General features: G+C 47.2%; 11 protein-coding genes. 3 read left to right on the forward strand and 8 right to left on the reverse strand.

The genetic code is table 11. From position 1 onward, the window contains the following. Window positions 1–43: 43 nt before the first annotated feature. Complete coding sequence (locus CLV82_RS09890; protein ID WP_133644138.1) at window positions 44–1318, reverse strand: amidohydrolase; 1275 nt, start codon at window positions 1316–1318, stop codon at window positions 44–46. A 4-nt stretch (window positions 1319–1322) separates the two neighbouring features. Next, window positions 1323–1811 (reverse strand): DsrE family protein, encoded by a 489-nt coding sequence (locus CLV82_RS09895; protein ID WP_243744186.1) that lies wholly within the window; start codon window positions 1809–1811, stop codon window positions 1323–1325. 238 nt (window positions 1812–2049) lie between these two features. Here CLV82_RS09895 and CLV82_RS09900 point away from each other — a divergent pair, with 238 nt between their 5' ends. Both CLV82_RS09900 and CLV82_RS09905 read left to right on the forward strand, forming a co-directional pair. After that, entirely contained in the window at window positions 2050–4374 is a 2325-nt protein-coding gene (locus tag CLV82_RS09900) for an ATP-dependent helicase (RefSeq protein ID WP_133644140.1), read from the forward strand. Window positions 4375–4408: 34 nt separating this feature from the next. Next, the gene (locus CLV82_RS09905) at window positions 4409–5029 is read left to right on the forward strand and encodes an L-threonylcarbamoyladenylate synthase (RefSeq protein ID WP_133644141.1); all 621 of its coding nucleotides are present in this window, start codon (window positions 4409–4411) and stop codon (window positions 5027–5029) included. Between the two features lie 2 nt (window positions 5030–5031). Here the strand turns inward: CLV82_RS09905 and CLV82_RS09910 are convergent, their stop codons facing one another. From CLV82_RS09910 to CLV82_RS09925, 4 genes are all read right to left on the reverse strand, one after another. Further along, window positions 5032–7599 (reverse strand): zinc-dependent metalloprotease, encoded by a 2568-nt coding sequence (locus CLV82_RS09910; protein WP_133644142.1) that lies wholly within the window; start codon window positions 7597–7599, stop codon window positions 5032–5034. A gap of 215 nt (window positions 7600–7814) precedes the next feature. Then, a complete protein-coding gene (locus CLV82_RS09915; protein WP_133644143.1) occupies window positions 7815–8684 on the reverse strand; it encodes an OmpA family protein in 870 nt (289 codons plus the stop codon). A gap of 111 nt (window positions 8685–8795) precedes the next feature. Continuing rightward, entirely contained in the window at window positions 8796–9800 is a 1005-nt protein-coding gene (locus tag CLV82_RS09920; RefSeq protein ID WP_133644144.1) for a glycosyltransferase family 2 protein, read from the reverse strand. A 106-nt stretch (window positions 9801–9906) separates the two neighbouring features. Next, window positions 9907–10368, reverse strand: a complete 462-nt coding sequence (locus CLV82_RS09925; RefSeq protein WP_133644145.1) for a type I restriction enzyme HsdR N-terminal domain-containing protein — start codon at window positions 10366–10368, stop codon at window positions 9907–9909. 26 nt (window positions 10369–10394) lie between these two features. Between CLV82_RS09925 and holA the strand changes: the two genes are divergently transcribed. Beyond that, window positions 10395–11399, forward strand: coding sequence for a DNA polymerase III subunit delta (holA, locus tag CLV82_RS09930; protein WP_133644146.1), 1005 nt, complete (start codon window positions 10395–10397; stop codon window positions 11397–11399). A 1-nt stretch (window position 11400) separates the two neighbouring features. On the opposite strand, the gene CLV82_RS09935 is transcribed toward holA, so the two are convergent. Both CLV82_RS09935 and CLV82_RS09940 read right to left on the reverse strand, forming a co-directional pair. After that, on the reverse strand, window positions 11401–11778 hold the full coding sequence (locus CLV82_RS09935) for a DoxX family protein (protein WP_133644147.1): 378 nt from the start codon (window positions 11776–11778) through the stop codon (window positions 11401–11403). A gap of 220 nt (window positions 11779–11998) precedes the next feature. Next, window positions 11999–14410: an alpha-ketoacid dehydrogenase subunit alpha/beta gene (locus CLV82_RS09940; RefSeq protein ID WP_133644148.1), complete on the reverse strand. Its 2412-nt coding sequence runs from the start codon at window positions 14408–14410 to the stop codon at window positions 11999–12001. Between the last annotated feature and the right edge of the window lie 163 nt (window positions 14411–14573).

Consider the following 14573-nt stretch of genomic DNA (forward strand, 5'->3'; position numbering starts at 1 on the left):
GATAAAGTATTTGAAAGGGACCCTTGAGAGGGTCCCGTAATTTCTATTGATTCAGGTAATCGAGGCTCATTTCAGTCAGGGTCTTTACACCCAGCAACAGACCGCTGTCATCTATAAGGAAATCCGGGGTGTGATGCGGGTAAGACTCGGTCGTACCGGGGGTCATTCCCCCAAGGAAAAAGAAGAAGCCCGGTACTTTCTCCTGGTAGTATGAGAAATCCTCTGCCCCGGTAATAGCATTCTGGGTCTGTACGTTCTCTTTGCCAGCAACACGCTCCATAGTAGGCAGCATCTGGGTTACAAGTTCCGGTTTATTGTAAGTGATCGCCGTATTGGTTACGATCTCTATTGTGGCTTCACCCCCGTAAGCTTTGGCAATAGCCGGAACCATTTCTTCCATTCGCTTATTAAGTTGCTTCTGCATGTCGTAATCCAGGGTCCGGATCGTACCGATCATCTCGGCACTTTCAGGGATGATATTAGATCTAACCCCTGATTTGATCTTTCCAACAGTAATTACCGCGGCTTCATTGGTCAGGTTCATTTCGCGGCTGACGATCGTCTGCAGACCGTCGATGATCTTGGCACTGATAAGGATAGGATCTACCCCGGACCAGGGCTGGGACCCATGGCTTTGTTTTCCCTTTACGTTTATGGTAAACCTCTGGGCTGATGCCATGGTACCTCCGGATTTATAACGGATCACACCCACCGGGGTCTGGCTGTTGATATGCAGCCCAAAAATGGCATCCACATCCGGGTTCTGCAGAACTCCCTCTTTGATCATCAGGGCAGCCCCGCCCTCTTCTCCCGGAGGTGCACCTTCTTCCGCAGGTTGAAAAATGAATTTTACCGTACCGTTGATCATGTCTTTGTTCTTAGAAAGGATCTCGGCCACTCCCATCAGGATAGCCACATGGGTGTCATGCCCACAGGCGTGCATCACACCTACTTTTTCTCCCAGGAACTCGGAGGTGACGGTCGATTTGTACGGCAGGTCATTTCTTTCCGTAACCGGGAGGGCATCGATATCTGCCCTGAGCGCAATCACCTTGCCAGGATTGTTTCCCTTTAAAATTCCGACTACTCCGGTATGAGCAATCCCGGTCTGCACTTCCATCCCGAGAGATCGAAGGTGGGTGGCAATTTTTTCAGCGGTTTTGAATTCCCGGTTGGAAAGTTCAGGGTTCTGGTGAATATCCCGTCTCCAGGTGATCACCTTTTCCTCGATGTCCTGGTACTCCTGTTCCAGGCCACTGCCCTGGGCCATCCCGCAAACAGCGGTCAGCAGTAAAGCGCATTGTACTAATCTTATCATATTATCAGAATTTTATTAATTGGTATCCATCTCCCTGTAATTGTATCAATGCAGTCATGGCGGATAGGGAAAGCTGCACCCCCGGAATTAGTTCTTCCCGGTCTACTCCTCTGCTGTTGATAGATTGCCCGCATTGTATCAGCTGCACTCCTTTTTCGAGTAATTCCCTGATCAGGGGCTCGTTCGGGTTGGGTACCCCGAATCTTTTTTTATAAGCATCGTTGTCGATTACATTCAGAGTGGCAGAACCGTGAATTACCATAGCGACTGACAATTGCTCCACGGGTATCCCGGCCTGGGCATGCATATTCAGGAATCTTGCCGCGGTTTCTATATACCTGTTGACCTCTTCTTTATTTTCCGGGCTTTCTGTGACATCAAACACCACCTTGAAATCATGGGAGGTATTCGTCTTGTAATCAGGATCGGAGATACGGTGAACCTTGCCGTAATTTTTGATCACAGGACCGGCCTGTGCTTCTTGTGCGTGCATAATCTGAATGGATAGGAACAAGCTTAAGACCAAAGTGATGCAGCTGCGATAATTCATAGGAGAAATTTGGAAAGGCTAAATATATTCAAATTGTATTTAAATCACATTGCTGCCCGTATTAAACTTTGGGTAAACATCATTAGTGGTTTTTTTGATAAGTTTATTGCCTCTCCATTTCAGGATACGCCTGATTATAGCTAATTTTATACCCCGCCCAAGATTTTTTAAAAAACTACTGTTGGAACAATTTATCAATGAACTGAACGAGGCCCAGAGAGCCCCTGTATTGCATAAGGAAGGACCCCTTATGGTGATCGCAGGTGCAGGCTCCGGGAAAACCCGTGTACTGACTTACCGGATCGCTTACCTGATGGACCAGGGGGTGGATCCCTTCAATATCCTCGCGCTTACCTTTACCAATAAGGCGGCCAGGGAAATGAAGCACAGGATCGCGGAGATCGCCGGGAAATCGGAAACCAAGAATCTCTGGATGGGAACCTTCCATTCAATTTTTGCCAGGTTGTTACGCTATGACGGGGATAAACTTGGATTTCCCAGTAACTTCACCATCTACGACACCCAGGATTCCCAGCGGCTGATCGCTTCGATCATTAAGGAAATGGGACTGGATAAAGACATCTATAAGTACAAACAGATCCAGAACCGGATATCCTCCTATAAGAACAGCCTGATCACGGTTAAAGCATACTTCCAGAATCAGGACCTGGTAGAGGCGGATGCTATGGCCAAGAGGCCTAGAACCGGGGAGATCTATAAAGAATACGTGGACCGTTGTTTTAAGGCGGGGGCGATGGACTTTGATGACCTCCTCTTAAGGACGAACGAGTTGCTGACCCGTTTTCCCGAAGTGCTGATGAAATACCAGGAGCGCTTCCGGTATATCCTGGTGGATGAGTACCAGGATACCAATCATTCCCAGTACCTGATCGTAAAAGCCCTGGCAGACAGGTACCACAACATCTGTGTCGTAGGAGATGATGCCCAGAGTATTTATTCCTTCAGGGGGGCCAACATCAGTAACATCCTCAATTTCCAGAAGGATTATGATGATGCTGCCATGTACCGTCTGGAACAGAATTACCGCTCCACTAAGAACATTGTTAACGCTGCCAACACCATCATTGCCAATAATAAGAACCAGTTGGAAAAAGTGGTCTGGACAGCCAATGACGATGGTCCCAAAATAAAGATTCACCGCAGTGTTACGGATGCCGAAGAAGGGCGTTTCGTGGCCAGTACGGTTTTCGAGGAAAAAATGCGCTCACAGCGTCCGGACAGTGATTTCGCAGTACTTTACAGAACCAACTCCCAATCCCGGGCCATTGAAGATGCGCTGAGAAAGAAGGATATCCCGTATCGGATATACGGGGGGCTGTCATTCTACCAGCGAAAGGAGATTAAGGATGTGCTGTCTTACCTCAGGCTGATCATCAATCCAAAGGATGAAGAAGCCCTGAAAAGGGTGATCAATTTCCCAGCGAGGGGTATTGGGCAGACCACGGTTGACCGGTTGACGGTAGCTGCTAACCATTACGGGCGATCTATCTTCGAGGTAATGCAGAACCTGGATAAAATAGACCTGAAGATCAACTCCGGGACCAAAAGAAAACTGGAAGACTTTGTCAATATGATCAAAAGCTTCCAGATCATGAACCAGACCTCGGATGCCTTTACCCTGGCCGAACACGTGGCGAGGAAGACAGGGATGCTGCTGGAATTCAAAAAGGACGGAACCCCGGAAGGTATTGCCAGGATGGAGAATATTGAGGAACTTCTGAACGGTATCAAAGATTTTGTGGAAGGGCAGAAAGAATTAGCTGATGAGCAGGGAGACCTTTCCACCTTCCTGGAAGATGTGGCGCTTGCTACAGACCTGGACAAAGACACTGGGGATGATGACCGCGTGGCACTGATGACCATTCACCTGGCCAAGGGACTCGAATTCCCATTTGTTTTCATAGTGGGTATGGAAGAAGATCTCTTCCCTTCTGCCATGAGCATGAATACGAGAAGCGAGCTGGAAGAAGAACGCCGATTGTTCTATGTGGCACTTACTAGGGCGGAAGAGCAGGCATACCTGACCTATACCCAGAACCGGTATCGCTGGGGTAAACTTATCGATTCAGAACCCAGCAGGTTCCTGGAAGAAATAGATGAGCAATATGTGGAACAGCTTACCCCTGTAGACACCTATAAGTATAAGTCCTTCATCGATAAAAATATCTTCGGCGAAGTAGATAAGAGCAGGCTGCGCCAGGAGAAACCCAGGAACGGTGCACCCCCAAGTGGAAATCAGCCTACCCAGAACCAGCTTCGGAAATTACGGAAACTGAAACCCGAATTGTCTACACCGGTTGGAAATGCCGCTGCGGCTGACACTAACCTTGAAGTAGGAACCCGGGTGAATCACTCTCGTTTCGGAAGGGGAGAGGTACTGCTGATAGAAGGAGTGGGGAACGATAAAAAGGCTGAGATCCGGTTCGAAAAAGGAGATATTAAAAAATTATTACTGCGGTTCGCAAAGCTGGAGATCCTGGAATAAGGAATTTCCCTGCGAATTCTTAGCCCGGAATACTATGGCAGAATTTATCAGGATTTACGAAGACAACCCGGCACCCAAAGAAATTAAACGGGTGGCTGATATTCTCAGGAAAGGCGGACTTGTCATATACCCGACAGACACGGTTTACGGGTTGGGATGCGATATCACCAACAGTAAAGCGCTTGAAAAAATAGCCAGGATAAAAGGAGTTAAACTGGCCAAAGCCAATTGGTCCTTTATCTGTGCCGATCTCAGCAACCTCTCCGATTATGTCCGGCAGATAGATACCCCGACTTTTAAAATTCTAAAGAGAGCCCTGCCCGGACCTTATACCTTCATTTTACCGGGGAACAATAATCTTCCCAAAGATTTTAAAAAGAAGAAAACGGTGGGGATACGGGTTCCGGACAATAATATTTCCCGGGCACTCGTGGAGGCCCTGGGGAGGCCTATCGTAAGTACCTCTATCAAGGACGAAGATACCCTCCTGGAATATACCACGGATCCCGAGCTGATCCTTGAGAAATGGGATAACCTCGTAGATGTAGTGATCGATGGCGGGTACGGCGACAACCAGCCTTCCACGGTTATCGATCTGTCTGAAGCAGAGCCCGTAGTGATCAGGGAAGGCAAGGGCAGTCTCGATATCTTCTGAGGTCAGTTCCCGTCTTCTGCCTTGATAGACAGGTCCGGGTTATACGGGGCAATAAAGCGCTGGCCTTCTTTGGTTTCCCCAATCACTTCCTCCAGTTCTTTCTCCAGGTACAGCAGGTGAGCCCTGGTCATCCTGTGATTGATCACAGTCAGGTTCCCCTTGATATCTTTTTGTAATTGTAAAAGGTAGCTCAGGGCCAAGGATCGCACATCAGTATTGGAGGTGAAATCCTCAGATAACTTGGCGAGTAGTCCCCCGATGGCACCTTTTGCTTTATCCGGGCGATACAGGGCGATCAGGTTTTCTACGTATGCCTTTTGTAATTTCCGCCTGTAAGTACTGGCCTGGTAAAACACATTAAGGTCGCCCCAGATCATCTCGTACAGGTCATCCATATATTCTTCCGGGGTGTAGGTATTACGGTCTGTAAACCGCTCTGTAATGAATGTCATCCGGCTAAGACGACTACCACCGAGCAGGTTCAGCATCACGCTTTCCATGGTTTTGGTTACTGCTTCCTTGGATTGAGGAGACTGGATATTATTCAGGATCTCGTTGGTAAGCAACCATTTGGGTTCATTAAAAATGTGGTGATCCAGGAACACTAGGGCTTCCCGTTGCAGTTGTTCATCAACCGGGGCATATACTTCTCCGGTTTCCCCCATGGTTTTAGGCGTCTCGTAGATCCCGCCGATGTTCTTTACAACGTGGAACAGGTAATTCTCGTACTGTTTAACCAGGGCCGAATAGACCTGGTCTAGGTTCCTGTAGCTGTCACTGCGCTTTACTTGAGTCCACTCCGGGAGGTGGGGAACAATTCGTTGCAGGTTTAGAATCCCGTAATTACTTGCAAGGACTGCCTGGTCACCCAGGTCTTCGCGCTGCGAGCGGGGATCAAAATCCCGGCCTTCACCACCGAACCATAACCTGGGATTATTACTGATACTGTCTACCACCATAGCGTTCAGTAATTCTTTTTCATCCAGGCCCTCCGGGTTAGGGGGCAGGGGGCCGTAACCCCAGCGTATGGCCCACAGGTCGTAATCGTTGATCCTGGGCATAAGGTCTTCCCGAGCGATACTGTCCCGAGGCTGAGCCACGTAGTTAAAACGCGCATAATCCATTATAGAGCTGGTATGACCGTATTTGCGTTGCCACTCTGCATCCCTTAATTTTTCAACCGGGGTAGCAAAACTTGCAGCCATATTGTGCCGGAGTCCAAGGGTATGTCCCACTTCGTGAGAACAGACAAAGCGGACCAACTGCCCCATCAATTCGGTGTCAAATTCCATTTTCCTGGCACCAGGGTCAACTGCACCGGCCTGTATCATATACCAGTCGTGAACCAGGCTTAAAACATTATGGTACCAGCCTATGTGACTTTCAAGGATCTCACCACTGCGTGGATCCGTGATATTTGGGCCATAGGCATTCCGCGCCGGGGAGGCAAAATAGCGGAGAACAGAGAACCTTGAGTCCTCCAGGCTCATATCGCTGTCATTCTCTGGCCATTCCTTCCCAATGATAGCATTCTTGAAACCTGCTTTTTCAAACGCTTTTTGCCAATCGTTGATCCCCTGTATCAGGTACGGTCTCCATTTTTTAGGGGTGGCAGGGTCCAGGTAGAAAACGATGGGTTCTTTTGGAGTTACAAGTTCCCCTGACAACCATTTCTCCCGGTCTTCCTCCCTGGGTTCTAATCTCCAGCGGTGGATGTATACATTTTCTGATACCTTCTGCTGATCGTCCCCGTATTCCAGGTAAGAACTGGCGAAAAACCCGACACGGGGATCATAGGCGCGTTTTTTCATTGGTTCTTCCGGTAAGAGGATGAACGAATTGTTGATTTCCAGGGTGACAACACCAGAAAGGGCAATGGCGGGCAGCTCTTTCCGGGAATCCCCGGACCTGGCCTTGTAAGTTTTTACACTGCGTATTTCGGTATTGATCGGAAAGGAACTGATATTCTTGATATAAGACTTATTGGCTTCCAGGGTGCTGAGCTTATAAGCGTCTTTCTGGGTGGGACTCATCGTCAGTAATGGATTGTCACTGTTGATGAATTCATCGACCCGGATAAGTGAACTACCGGTCTTCTCATTTCTCGCTTTAATATCAAATGTTTCCAGGATTGGTGTTACCGTGGCATTATTAACAGCAGAAGCAATCGCTTCCTCCTCGTTCGCCATACTGACCAGGGTAGAGATCCTTAAGAAAAGATTGTTGGCAGGGCCTCTTTCCCAGAAAATGGTTTTGTCCCCTATTTCTTCACCCCCGTAATTCTTGGCACCGGCAGGGGTCTTAATAAACCTGGTAACCACCAGCATTTCCCGGTTGAGCAGGCTGTCCGGTATCTCGAAATAGACCTTGTCTGCTTTCCGGTATATATTGAATAGTCCATTTTGAACTTCAGCATCCTTTCCCAGGAAATCCGTAATACCGGGGATACTACCGGGATCCGTGGAAGCAGTGGTAGCAGTGGTAGCAGTTTCCTGCTGGACTTTTGCCCGGTTAGATGCGCAGGAAGCGCACAATAGGAGTATTGATAATGACAACATTATGATTCTCATAGTGTCAGAATGATTTGGGTTAACAGATTACGTTGGTTTGCTTACTAGTCCTGATCAGCAATTTAAAATTCCTGATCCGTTGTCTATTTATTATTACATAATATACAATTCTGGGTACAAAAAAACCACGGCATTGCCTTCTTGGTTTTGCCGTGGTTTGGTTAATATGTTTTGCTCGGCAGCCTGGCTGCATAGAGCGCTTTCAGGAATAACGCTTAGTTATTGATAGCAGGATCCTTCATCCCTTCTTCGATCATGCTGTAGAACTGATCGATCTTAGGTAATACTACGATACGGGTTCTCCTGTTCTTGGCCCTGTTATCTGAAGTATTGTTATCAACCAGGGGAGCATAATGGCTTCTTCCGGCAGCTGTCATCCTGGCTGGTGCTACACCGAAGTCTTTTTCAAGGATGCGAACTACAGAAGTGGCACGTTTTACACTAAGATCCCAGTTGTCTAACAAGACACCGTTGCTACCACGGTAAGGTACGTTGTCTGTGTGTCCTTCTACCATGAACTCAAAGTCAGGTTTATTATTCACCACCTGGGCTACCTTTCCAAGGACGTTCTTAGCGGCCTGGGTAACGGTATAGCTTCCGGTACTGAAGAGTAACTTATCAGAGATGGACACAAAGACCACACCTTTTTCAACGCTGATCTCGATATCCTCATCGTCAAGGTTACCAAGAACACCTTTCAGGCTCTGAACCAATGCGAGGTTCACAGAATCTCTCCGGGTGATCGCATCTTGTAATTTGCGGATGGTAAGATCTTTTTCTTTAAGACTCTCAAGAGATTTTTCAAGGTTCTCAGCACCTTTGGTTGTCAGGGTGGTTAAATTACCCATGTTATTGATAAGCTCCTGGTTGTTTGCTTTTAAGAAGGCATTCTGGTCCTCCAGGGTCTGCAACCTGGAATTTGCCGTGGCTTTCTCTTCAAGACAGGTGTTCAGCTTAACAGTTGCACTGTTCAGCAGGTCTTGTGTCTCTTTTTGTTTAGATTCAAGTTCTGCATATTTTTTTTGTGATACACAGGATGAAAGTAAAAGGGTCATCCCCAGCACACCTAACATGATTTTTTTCATAATTCTGATTAAATGATTTAATTGTTTGTTACTTGTATTCTTATGGTTTGAATGATTGTGAAATCAGGACCAAAATTATATAATAATCAATCCGTCGATTTTACAATTTAGTTAATCTTTTACTAATTCGTTAAAATTATCTACTTGATGTACGAAGTGTGACCATACTATGGACGTTATAACATGGTAATTTTTTAAATAATCTTTCTTTTTACGCTTACGGTAAACGGCCCTGAAATGCCTGTAATAACTTAAATGAGCTCTCAGGATCGCCCATGCATGCCTGATCTTCAGCTGGAAAACAAAGCGCAGCGCAGCTACGAAATCCAGGAGCAGCCGGCAGAGAATTAGTGGGAATGCCCTTCTGCGGGGTAGATTTTTTGTGATAGAATAGAGTGAATTCCTAAAATTAAGAAAGGTTTTTTTCGGATTCATGTTACTCAGGGTAGAACCTCCCAGGTGGTATACCTCGGAAGCCCCGGTATAGAGAACTTTTAACCCCTCGTTCTGAGCTCTCCAGCACAGGTCTATCTCTTCCTGGTGCGCAAAATACAGCTCGTCAAAGCCGCCGAGGGCCTTGTAAACCTCGCTGCGGATGAACATACATGCTCCCGTGGCCCAGAAGATTTCCCGGGTATCGTTGTATTGCCCGCGATCCTCTTCCAGGGCCTGGAAGATCCGGCCACGGCAAAAGGGGTATCCCAGCATATCCAGGTACCCGCCGGCAGCCCCCGCGTATTCAAAGTGATCCTTGTTCATCAGGTCCAGGATCTTGGGTTGCACAATTGCGGCTTCCCTGTTTTCTTCCATCAATAATTCCACGGGTTCCAGCCATCCCTCGGTAACTTCCACATCAGAATTCAGCAGGCAGTACACATCTGCGTCTACCTGTGGCAAAGCATCGTTGTACCCTTTGGCAAACCCTCCGTTGGTGGGATTCTCAATAATTTTTACCTGAGGATAGTACCGCTGCATGAAGCTGACAGATCCATCCGTAGAAGCATTATCAACCACGTAGATATCCCGACCCGGGGAATATTGGACGACCGAAGGCAGGTAGCGCTCCAGGAGAGCTTCCCCGTTCCAGTTCAGTATAACAATGGCAAATTTTAGCATGATTGCGGCTGCTTGGCGTGATGCGGCTTCCGGGTTTTGTTAAAGCTGGCAAAGTAAAGAAATATTTTAGAACTGTTTACTTCAAGCCCTGTTGCTTTAGTCATTTTCAACTGCCGGTGGCAGGAGCGGAATATGGAGGTAATGCAGGTAAGAACTCGTAGCGTTGTTCCTCGTAATGCAAACGGCAGCAATAGTGCTGCAACCCATTGGTCACCATCAGGAATCGTGAGCGCAATTGCAGGTTGTACCTTGCGATCTGGTCAAAAGTGTCCTGTGTGATCCGCACCTGTGGTGCTTTGCACTCTACCAGTACCTCCAGTGAGCCATCGGAATTAAACACCACGATGTCATACCGCTTCTTTAACCGGTTAACTTCCAGTTGTTTCTCCACGTTCAGGTGTCCCACCGGGTATCCCAGCTCTTTATGTAGGAAATTGAGAACATGTTGTCTTACCCACTCTTCAGGCTGCAGGAGAACGAATTTTTTGCGGATGAGATCAAAGATACGCACCTTATTTTCGCTATTTTTGAAACGAAATTGATATGACGGGAAGTTCAATCGTTGCATATGGCAAAGTTGATGATTTTATCTGAATGGAGGAAGTAAAACAGATCGTAGCGGCAATCCGCAAGGGGGATATCAGGCCCATTTATTTCCTGATGGGTGAAGAGCCCTATTTCATAGATAAGCTGGCCCAGTTTATAGGGGAATCGATCCTGAACGAGCAGGAGCGCGAATTCAACCAGACCGTCGTCTACGGCAAAGATACCAGCATTGACGAGATCGTTTCCATTGCCAAACGTTTTCCCATGATGGCCGAAAAACAGGTTGTGATCGTAAAAGAAGCACAGCACCTGGTACGGACCATTGAACAACTGGCCCCCTATGCCGCCCAGCCCCAGCCCACCACCGTCCTTGTTGTATGCTATAAGTACAAGACCATCGATAAGCGCAAGAAGCTATCCAAAACACTTAAAGACAGCCAGGCTGTGATCTTTGAAAGCAAAAAGCTTTACGAGAATAAAGTGGGCGACTGGATCCGCCAGCTTATGAAAAGCAAGGGACATGCTATTTCCCTGAAAGCATCCATCCTCCTTGTGGAATACCTGGGGGCAGACCTGAGCAGGATTGATAAAGAACTGGAGAAGCTGCAGGGACTCCTGGAGGAAGGCGAGGAAATTACCCCCCAGCTGATCGAGAAGCACATAGGTATCAGTAAAGACTATAATCACTTTGAGCTGAAGAAGGCGCTGGGTGAACGCGACATAGCCAAAGCCACCAGGATCGTAACCTATTTTGCCCAGAACCCTAAAGAGCATCCATTTGTCATGACCGTACCCTTTCTTCACGGTTATTTCTCGCAACTGTTACAATATCACGGCCTGACAGACCATTCTTCGCGCAGTGTAGCCAGTGCCCTGAGGATCAGCCCGTATTTTGTTCCGGAGATACAGACAGCAGCCCGCAATTACCCGATGAAGGAAGTAAGCAGGATCGTCTCTCACCTGAGAGATATGGACCTGAAAGGAAAAGGGGTAGGGGCAGCCAATATGTCCCAGGCCGACCTGTTAAAGGAATTGCTTGTAAAGATCGTCTGAATTATTTCTTGTCTATACTGTAGCGGCCGGGTCCCAGCAAAATGATCACCACAAAGAAGACCATATACAACAAGGCCATTTCCTTTTTTGCGATAGGATCATTGGCATGAACCACGAATGCAGCAACCAGCATTGTGATGGCAGGAGGTACTGCAACCCAGCGGGTCTTATAACCTAATATGACCAGGACGGGACAAATAAACTCACCAATCACGGCAAGGAAAAGAGAGGGTGATTGCCCGATCCCAATTGGATCTGCAAACTCGAAATTACCATTGATCAGGCGGGTAAATTTGCCAATACCATGGGTTAGCATAAGGGCAGAGGGAACGATGCGGAGCAGGGCAAGCCCCAGATCGGTCTTTAAGCTTTTATTCATGATTAAGTAGTTAAGTTCTGCCTAAATGTAAAATAAAATTTGTTGAAAGCAGTAGCCGTATCTAATAGAAAACGCAGAAAGACAGTCATTATTTCAGCCATAAAGTGCGTCACACACCCTTTAGCAGTTCTCAATCAGGGATTTATAAATGGCGGTTTTTCACATTTTGCAGAACAAAGTGTGGAAATCTTTTTTAGAAAAGCGATTTACTACTCAAGAATTACCGTAGCCACGGGTAATCTGACGGGTTTGCTTCGTGCATGATGCGGTACACTTTTTCAAAGATGTCTTCCGCACTTGGTTTGGAGAAATAATCACCGTCGGTTCCGTAGGCCGGCCTGTGTGGTCTTGCAGCGAGGGTCTGCGGTGCACTGTCCAGGAAGCGGTAAGCGCCCTGTTTCTCAATGACCTCCTGCAGCAGGTAGGCAGAACATCCGCCGGGAACATCCTCGTCAATGACCAGTAAGCGGTTGGTCTTTTCTACACTTTTCCCGACTTCCCCTTCAATATCAAAGGGTAGCAGTGATTGCGCATCGATGACTTCTGCATCAATCCCAACCTCCAGTAATTCCTTGGCTACCTCCATAACGATCCTCAGGGTGGAACCGTATGAAAGTAAAGTAATATCGGATCCTTCGCGCATCACTTCAACCTTACCTATTGGGGTGCAGTGCTCCCCCAGGTTATTCGGGATCGGTTCTTTTAAACGGTAACCATTAAGACTCTCTACGATCAGGGCAGGTTCATCCGTTTTCATCAGGGTGTTATAAAATCCTGCAGCCTGCGTCATATTCCGTGGGGTCAGTATATACATCCCCCTCAGTAAATGGATCACGGCCCCCATTTGGGATCCAGAGTGCCATATACCTTCCAGGCGATGTCCTCTTGTCCTGACGATAAGCGGAGCTTTTTGTTTCCCTACGGAGCGATAGAGCAAAGTGGCCAGGTCATCACTCAGGGTCTGTAACCCGTAGAGCAGGTAATCAAGGTACTGTATCTCGGCGATTGGGCGTAGCCCTCTTAACGCCAACCCGATTCCCTGGCCTATGATGGTCGCTTCCCTGATACCGGTATCCGCAACCCGGAGTTTCCCGTATTTCTTCTGTAATCCTTCCAGCCCCTGGTTTACATCCCCGATGGCACCACTGTCTTCTCCAAATATCAAGGCTTCCGGGTGCCTGCTGAATAATTGGTCAAAATTATCCCTCAGGATGATCCGCCCGTCCACTTGTTCGGGATTTTCGTCATAAGTAGGAGAGACTGCCACTATTTCAGTGGCTTTGCCTTCCGTTTCTTTATACAGGTGAGAACTGTAGTTGGGTTGTTCCTTGGCTATATATGAAGAGATCCAATCTGACAATACCTGTTTTGCCTCGGATTTCTCCCCAATCATATACCGCAGGGCTTTCCGGGCTTTGGAAGCCAAGTCTTTCTTTAAAGGTTCATCTATGGCGATTAGATCGTTCTTGATCTTAGATATAAATGCTTTGTTATTGCTCGCCTGGGCAGCATTGTCAAGAAGGGTTACCAATTTCTTCTTTGCTTCCTTCTGGGGAGCCAGGAATTCGGACCAGGCTTCTTTTTTAGCCAGGCGAACTTCCTTTTTGATTTTCTTTTCCAGGTCGGTCAGGGTATCCTCATCTGCTATATTGTTCTCCAGGATCCAGGAACGGAATTTCTTATTACAATCGTATTGCTTTTCCCATTCCAGTCGCTCTTCGCTCTTGTAACGCTCGTGCGAACCTGAAGTAGAATGTCCCTGGGGCTGGGTCAGCTCCGTGACGTGGATAAGTACCGGTACATGTTCTTCCCTGGAGATGTCTGATGCATTCTCATAAGTGTGGATGAGGGCGGTGTAATCCCATCCTTTTACCTTCAGGATCTCGTAACCCGGGTTATTTTCATCCCTCTGGAAACCTTTCAAGATCTCCGATATATCTTCCTTGGTGGTCTGGTATTGTGCCGGTACGGAAATTCCGTACTTATCATCCCAGACACTTACTACCATCGGTACCTGCAATACACCTGCGGCATTGATGGTTTCAAAAAAATGACCTTCACTGGTACTCGCGTTCCCGATAGTACCCCAGGCCACTTCATTTCCGTTTACTGAAAATTTCTCAGCGTCTATTCCTTCAACATGACGGTAGATCTTGGAGGCCTGGGCCAGTCCCAGTAACCTTGGCATCTGGCCAGCAGTAGGAGAGATGTCCGGGCTGCTGTTCTTTTGTTTGGTCAGATATTTCCAGCTGCCATCCTCATTCAGGCTATAGGTTCCGAAATGTCCACCCATCTGCCTCCCGGCACTCATGGGTTCTTGTGAAATATCTGTGGTAGCGTAAAGCCCGTGGAAAAAATCTTTTGGTTTTAGCAGACCCAGGGCCATCATAAAGGTCTGGTCCCGGTAATAGCCGCTTCGGAAATCACCATCTTTAAATGCCCTTGCCATGGCAAGCTGTGGTAGTTCTTTACCGTCCCCGAATATACCAAACTTGGCTTTCCCGGTAAGGACTTCTCTTCGACCCAGTATACTGCATTCCCTGCTTATAACTGCGGTTTCATAGTCCTGGAGTATCTGTGCCCTGAAATCTTCAAATGATATATCGTCTCCGGTCTCTAGTTTAACTTTCATAGGGCTAAGATCATGTTTGCTGCAAAAATATCAAATCCAGTTGATTTTTGCAATGAGAAAATACGCTAAAGCATTAATAATTTATTAACAAACTCCTGTCAGAAGCCATAAAAATTATATATCCGTTAAAATAAGTCGTTTATTTTGAGAATAATTCAATATA

It is taken from the genome of Zeaxanthinibacter enoshimensis, from assembly GCF_004362865.1.
GTDB classification, from domain to species: domain Bacteria; phylum Bacteroidota; class Bacteroidia; order Flavobacteriales; family Flavobacteriaceae; genus Zeaxanthinibacter; species Zeaxanthinibacter enoshimensis.

Excerpts from the sequence above, each read along its gene's own strand:
- CLV82_RS09895 (WP_243744186.1), bottom strand. The coding sequence starts at position 1,811 with ATGCACGCACAAGAAGCACAGGCCGGTCCTGTGATCAAAAATTACGGC.
- CLV82_RS09910 (WP_133644142.1), bottom strand. The coding sequence starts at position 7,599 with ATGAGAATCATAATGTTGTCATTATCAATACTCCTATTGTGCGCTTCC.
- holA (WP_133644146.1), top strand. The coding sequence starts at position 10,395 with ATGGAGGAAGTAAAACAGATCGTAGCGGCAATCCGCAAGGGGGATATC.
- CLV82_RS09940 (WP_133644148.1), bottom strand. The coding sequence starts at position 14,410 with ATGAAAGTTAAACTAGAGACCGGAGACGATATATCATTTGAAGATTTC.
- CLV82_RS09890 (WP_133644138.1), bottom strand. The coding sequence starts at position 1,318 with ATGATAAGATTAGTACAATGCGCTTTACTGCTGACCGCTGTTTGCGGG.
- CLV82_RS09905 (WP_133644141.1), top strand. The coding sequence starts at position 4,409 with ATGGCAGAATTTATCAGGATTTACGAAGACAACCCGGCACCCAAAGAA.
- CLV82_RS09915 (WP_133644143.1), bottom strand. The coding sequence starts at position 8,684 with ATGAAAAAAATCATGTTAGGTGTGCTGGGGATGACCCTTTTACTTTCA.
- CLV82_RS09920 (WP_133644144.1), bottom strand. The coding sequence starts at position 9,800 with ATGCTAAAATTTGCCATTGTTATACTGAACTGGAACGGGGAAGCTCTC.
- CLV82_RS09925 (WP_133644145.1), bottom strand. The coding sequence starts at position 10,368 with ATGCAACGATTGAACTTCCCGTCATATCAATTTCGTTTCAAAAATAGC.
- CLV82_RS09935 (WP_133644147.1), bottom strand. The coding sequence starts at position 11,778 with ATGAATAAAAGCTTAAAGACCGATCTGGGGCTTGCCCTGCTCCGCATC.